At 69.9% G+C, this 5,486-nt stretch carries 5 protein-coding genes and 1 pseudogene; 4 read left to right on the top strand and 2 right to left on the bottom strand.

The window, feature by feature from the left end; translation table 11 throughout:
• Positions 1–129: 129 nt before the first annotated feature.
• Positions 130–387, bottom strand: coding sequence for a GlsB/YeaQ/YmgE family stress response membrane protein (locus tag H0U68_RS20865; RefSeq protein ID WP_296358823.1), 258 nt, complete (start codon positions 385–387; stop codon positions 130–132).
• 94 nt (positions 388–481) lie between these two features.
• Positions 482–3,850, bottom strand: a complete 3,369-nt coding sequence (locus H0U68_RS20860) for a chemotaxis protein CheB (protein ID WP_296358822.1) — start codon at positions 3,848–3,850, stop codon at positions 482–484.
• A gap of 81 nt (positions 3,851–3,931) precedes the next feature.
• Between H0U68_RS20860 and H0U68_RS20855 the strand changes: the two genes are divergently transcribed.
• From H0U68_RS20855 to H0U68_RS20840, 4 genes and pseudogenes are all read left to right on the top strand, one after another.
• Complete coding sequence (locus tag H0U68_RS20855) at positions 3,932–4,312, top strand: hypothetical protein (protein ID WP_296358821.1); 381 nt, start codon at positions 3,932–3,934, stop codon at positions 4,310–4,312.
• A gap of 48 nt (positions 4,313–4,360) precedes the next feature.
• On the top strand, positions 4,361–4,549 hold the full coding sequence (locus H0U68_RS20850; RefSeq protein ID WP_296358820.1) for a hypothetical protein: 189 nt from the start codon (positions 4,361–4,363) through the stop codon (positions 4,547–4,549).
• Between the two features lie 75 nt (positions 4,550–4,624).
• Positions 4,625–4,837 carry a hypothetical protein gene (locus H0U68_RS20845; RefSeq protein WP_296358819.1) on the top strand — a complete coding sequence of 71 codons (213 nt, stop codon included), beginning with the start codon at positions 4,625–4,627 and terminating at the stop codon, positions 4,835–4,837.
• A gap of 6 nt (positions 4,838–4,843) precedes the next feature.
• Positions 4,844–5,486 (top strand): annotated as a pseudogene (locus H0U68_RS20840) (hypothetical protein); the annotation flags it as partial.

Below are 5,486 nucleotides of genomic sequence, written 5' to 3'. Positions count from 1 at the left end.
CCATTGCGCGACGTGGCGGCGCAGTGCGGCTTCTCCAGCCTCAGCCACATGAACGCGGCACTGCGCAACGCGGGCCTGGGCAGCGCCGCGCGCATGCGCGCGGCGCTGCGCGGCGTGGCTTGAACCGGGTTAAATCCCGCGCGAGCGCCCGCGTACCAGGGACACCAGGATCAGCAGCACGATCGCGCCGACCACAGAGGCGATCCAGCCGGCGGCCTGGCCTTCGGTGTACCAGCCCATCGCCATGCCGACGTAGCGGGCCAGGAAGGCGCCCGCAATGCCCAGCAGCGTGGTCATGATGATGCCCATGCGGTCGTTGCCCGGCTTCACGGCGCGGGCGATCAGCCCGACGACGAAGCCCACCAGGATGGTTACCAGAATCGACATGCTTTTTTCCTTGGTTGCGTTGAACAGCTAATGCTAGAGACAGGCCGCGGCCGCTGCTGTAGGCGGCCCCGGCATCCGCGCGTACGCAGCCGGCTCAGCGGTCCGGCTGCGGCAGCGGCGCATCCGCATCGCGCAGGATTTTCACGAAGCCGACCGGTTCGCCCGCGGCGTTGCGCATCAGCATCAGGATGCCCACGCCGCGAATGCGCGAGCCATCCTTGCGCAGGTGGGGCCGCTCGTCGGAGGAGCGGCCCTCGCGCAGCGCGGTGCGGGCCTCTTCCGCCGGCGCGCCGGCGGCGCGGTCCTCGGGCGTGAAGATCATGTCGGCGGCCTGGCCGAGCGCCTCCCGCTCGGACCAGCCGAGGAAGCGCTCCGCCCCCGAGTTCCACAAGGTGATGCGCCGCTGCAGGTCCATGGAGAACACCGCGTATTCGACGACGTTCTCCAGCAGCATGCGCAGCCGCTCCTCGCTTTGGCGCAGGGCCTCGGCGTTGGCGCGCGCAACGCTGATGTCGCGCAGGATCATGCTGACCGCCACCACCGCGCCCGAGCCGTCGCGGATCGGCGCGGCGGTGATGCCCACGTGGATGTCGCGGCCGTCCTTGCAGCGCCGCACCGTCTCCAGGTTCTCGATGGTGCGCCCGCGGTTCACGTCGGAGGCCAGGCGCTCCTGCTCCTCCTCGTGCGCCGGCGCCAGCATCAGCATGGACTTGCCCACCGCCTCCTGCGCGCTGAAGCCGAACATGCGCTCGGCCCCGCTGTTCCAGCTCAGAATGGTCTGGTCGAGCGCGAAGCTGACGATGGCGTCGGGCGTGGAGGTGACCACGGCCGAGAGCCACAGGCGCGTGCCCTCGGCGCGCCTGCGCTCCGAGATGTCAATGAAGGTGAACACCACGCCGGCGATGCGGTCGTCCACCGTGCGGTACGGCATCAGCCGCGCCAGGTAGCAGCTGCCGTCGCTTTGGCCGACCTCGCGCTCCACCGGCACCAGCCGCTCCAGCACGCCCCGCGCGTCCCCGCCCAGCTGCGGGTAATCCAGGTGCGTGGCCATGTCGGTGAGCGGGCGGCCCACGTCGGTGGGGATCAGGTTGAACAGCTTGATGGCCGCCGGCGTGTAGCGCGTGATGCACAGCTCGCGGTCGAGGAACACAGTGGCGATGGCCGTCGCGTCCATCAGGTTCTGCATGTCGCTGTTGGACAGGCTGAGCTGCTCGATCTTGTCCTTCAGCTCGTAGTTGACGGTGGACAGCTCCTCGTTGACCGATTGCAGCTCCTCCTTGCCGGTTTCCAGTTCCTCGGTCTGCGCGCGCATTTCCTCGTACATGGCCTGCAGCTCCTCGTTGCTGGCCTTCAGTTCCTCGGACGAGGCTTCGTACTGCTCGGCGGTGTCGCGCAGCTGCTGCTTGAGCCGGTCCATCTCGAAGTCGAGGTGGCGCGACAGGGGGTCGTCCTCGCCGCTCTGGCCGGCCGGCGCCTGCTCACTCTCCACCGGGTCGAACGTCACCAGGAACAGCGGGCCGGCCGGCTGCGGCAGCGGCACCACGCGCACCCGCGTCAGCAGCTTGCCGCCGGGCGGCTCCAGCTCCACCGCCGGCAGCATGACGGCCGACGTGGTCTGCGCCGCCTGCCCCAGCGCCTCGCGCAGCTGCAGGTAGGCGGGAGGCGGCAGCGCGCGCAGCAGGCTGCGCGTGGACTCGCCCGCGGGGAACTGCAGCAGCCGCGCCGCGCCCTGCGACACGTGCAGGATGTCGTACTCCGAATCGACCAGCACCGAAGGCGGCGCCAGGTGCTCGATCAGCTGCAGGTGGATCTCGCGCCAGGAGATGCCCGGAATGGTGGCCCGGCTCTGCACCGCCGGCAGCGTGACGGCCATGTCCGTGCCGCCCCTGCGCGACGGCGCCAGGGTGAGGTCGGACTGGCGGTCCACCGACAGCAGGGTGGACGGCAGCGGCGCCGAGATGCGCGCGGCCGACACCTGCCGGTACAGGCGGTTCTTCTTGTCCAGCGGCTCGAACTGCGCACTGCCTTCGTCCACGGTCTCGGAGGAGCCGAGCATCAGCAGCGTGCGCGGCTTCAGCGCGAAATGCAGCGTCTGCAGCACCCGCTGCTGCGCCTCGCGCGTGAGGTAGATCAGCAGGTTGCGGCAGGTGACCAGGTCCAGGTGCGAGAACGGCGGGTCGCGCAGCACGTCGTGCACGGCGAACAGGATGTTCTCGCGCAGCTCGCGCCGCACGCGCCAGCCGCGCACGTCCTTCTGGAAGAAGCGGCGCAGCCGCTGCTCGCTCACGTCGGCGGTGATGGCGGCGGGATAGACGCCGTAGCGTGCCGCCTGGATGGCTTCCTCGTCTAGGTCGGTGGCGAACACCTGGATCGACGGCGGCGACTCCAGCGTTTCCGCGTACTCGGCCAGCAGCACGGCGGTGCTGTAGGCCTCCTCGCCGGTGGCGCAGGCCACCACCCACACCCGCACCACGTCGTCCACGCCCTTGCCCGCGAACAGCGACGGAATGTGCTGCTCCAGCGCCTCGAAGCAGGTCGCGTCGCGAAAGAAGTTGGTCACGCTGATCAGCAGGTCCTGGACCAGCGCCGTGGTCTCGCCTGGCCGCGTCTGCAGGCAGGTGAGGTAGCCCTTGAGGTTGTCCACGCCGTTGAGCTGCATGCGCCGCGCCAGCCGGCGCACCACCGTGCCGCGCTTGTAGAGCTCGAAGTTGCGCCCGGTGCGCGAATGCAGGAAGCGCAGCACCTCGGTCAGGTGCTCTTCCTCGCCCAGCTCTTCCTTCAGCGGGCCGCGCACTTCCCTGGGCAGCAGCAGGTTGTCTTCCAGCCGGAAATACGACATCAGCCGCGACGGAATGTCCCGCACCGGCAGCACCCAGTCGACCATGCCGGTGGCGATGGCGGCGCGCGGCATGCTGTCGTGCTTGGCTTCTTCGGGGTCGTGGGCGATGGCCAGTCCGCCGCGCTCCTTGATGCGCTTGATGCCGATGGCGCCATCGCCGTCCATGCCCGACAGGATCACGGCCGCGGCGTGCGGCCCGTGCGTGTCGGCAAGCGAGCGGAAGAACACGTCGACCGTCACGTGGCGGCTGCGCCCGTCGGGCAGGTCCTCCAGCGTCAGGTGGCCGTCCACGCAACGGATCAGCTTGCCGCCGGGGATCACGTACACGTGCGCCGGCTCGACCTTCATGCCGTCCTCGACGCGGCACACCGGCATGCGGGTGCAGCGCTGCAGGATCTCCGGCAGCATGCTCTCGTGGTCGGCCGACAGGTGCATCACCACGATGAACGCCAGGGTGGAGTTCGGCGGCATGGCGGTGAAGAAGTCCTGCAGCGCCTCGATGCCGCCAGCCGAGCCGCCCAGGCCCACCACCGGCACCTCCGCGTAGCCGCGCGTGGGGACCATGTCGTCGATGTCCTGCGGATTTTCTTCTTCGTTGTGGTCTGGCCGCAAGGGATTCTTCATCGATGCGCTTTCGCGTTCAAGTTGGCTGCCAACCGATTATCGGCGGCGCCGCGCGCCCTGGGGCCGAGGGCGTACACTGCCGTGCATATGTCCGCATCGCAAGCCAGCGCCGCCACGGCGATCGCCTTCCAGCTTATTGCCGCCCTGGACCGCTACAAGGCCGAGGTCGAACAGCTCGCGGCACTGCGCGTCGATCCCGAGGCATACCACCGGCTGCGACTGAGCCTGGACGAGATGCGGCGCTATGCGTTCGAGCTGCCCAGTTTGTCGCTCGCCTGGGTCGAGCTGCTGATCCGCCACTTCGAGCTGGTACACGCGCTGTGGAAGCAGCAGCAGCAGGGCGACCTTGGGCAGGAGGCGTTCGCCGCGCTTCACCAGAACCACCGCGATTGCCTGGAGACGCTGCGCGTGCGGTGCCTGCGCACCCTGCTTCAGCAGGATGGCACCGGCGCTCGCGCCTAGGACAGACATCCACCCCAGGCCTTTAGCGCCGAACCGGAGAACCCATCGATGCCGAAACCCAATTACGCCTTTGCCAAACGCCAGCGCGAGCTCGAGAAAAAGCGCAAGAAGGAAGACAAGAAAATGATGAGGAAGGACACGCCGGACGGGTCCGACACCCCGGACGCGCCGGATGGCCTCGCCGCCGTGCCGGGCGCAGTGCCGGAGGCGGCCCCGGCCGCACCCGAGCTGAAGTAAGCGCGCCCGCGGCGCCGACCGGCACGCAGGCAACCCCGTTCACCCACCGGCAGCGGCCGCGGAAAGGTCCTTCGATTGAAAGAACAGGTCAAGACCGAGCTGAGCCCCGACGGCCTCAGGTACGTTTCCAAGTCCACCGGCAGCGATTTTCCCGGGTCGTTCGGCGCCACCATGAGCTGCTTTCGCTGCGGACGGCATGTCGCGCGTTCGGGGCTGCAGTCGTTCCTGCTGGCGGGCACGCGCCAGTTCTCCTGCCGCGGCGGCTGCCAGCCGCGCGGCCTCGCCTGAAGGCGCTTGGCGCAGGCCGACGCCGTCCTGCACGAAGCCCTGCGCGCCGCGCCGCGCAGGTACCGCATGCCGCCGCTTCCGGCGGGGCTCGATGCGGCGGCCGCAGCGCCCGCCGACACGGCGCTTGCCTTCGCCATCGAAGCCGCGCGCACCGGCCAGTTGCGGCAATCCCCGCCCTCCCCTGACATCCGCGCGCTGTTCACGCGCAGCCTCGAACACCTGATCCACGCGGCGCTCGCGGCCGATGGCGGCGACCCGGCCTTCCAGGCCATGGTGCTGCGCACCAGTGACCCAGAGGTAGAGGCCTACGTGCGCCTGCGCAAGCAGGCCGCCGCCGACCGCCGCGCGGTGCGCGCGCTGGTCAACAACCTGGCGCATCCCGCCCGGCTGCGTGCCGTGCCGACGGGGCCGCTGCACGACGCGCTGGCGCAGCTGCACGGGTTCTCCGTGGCCGAGGCCTGGGCCGAGGTCGCGGACATCCTGGGCCTGCTGCTGGTCGAACCGTTCATGCGCGGCGATGCGCTGCGGGACACACTGCAAGCCGCCTTGGCGAACGAGGCGCTGCAGCGCCTGCTGCGCGCCGGCGCGGCGCTGCAGCACGCGGGCGTGCGGCGCTACCGCATGCTGCGCGAGCAGCACGGCCCGGCGG

Origin of the sequence: Ramlibacter sp., assembly GCF_013697775.1 — a bacterium.
In the GTDB taxonomy this organism is placed as follows: domain Bacteria; phylum Pseudomonadota; class Gammaproteobacteria; order Burkholderiales; family Burkholderiaceae_C; genus Ramlibacter.
Note: the sequence above shows the minus strand (reverse complement) of the source record. Positions and strands in the feature narration are given on the sequence as shown.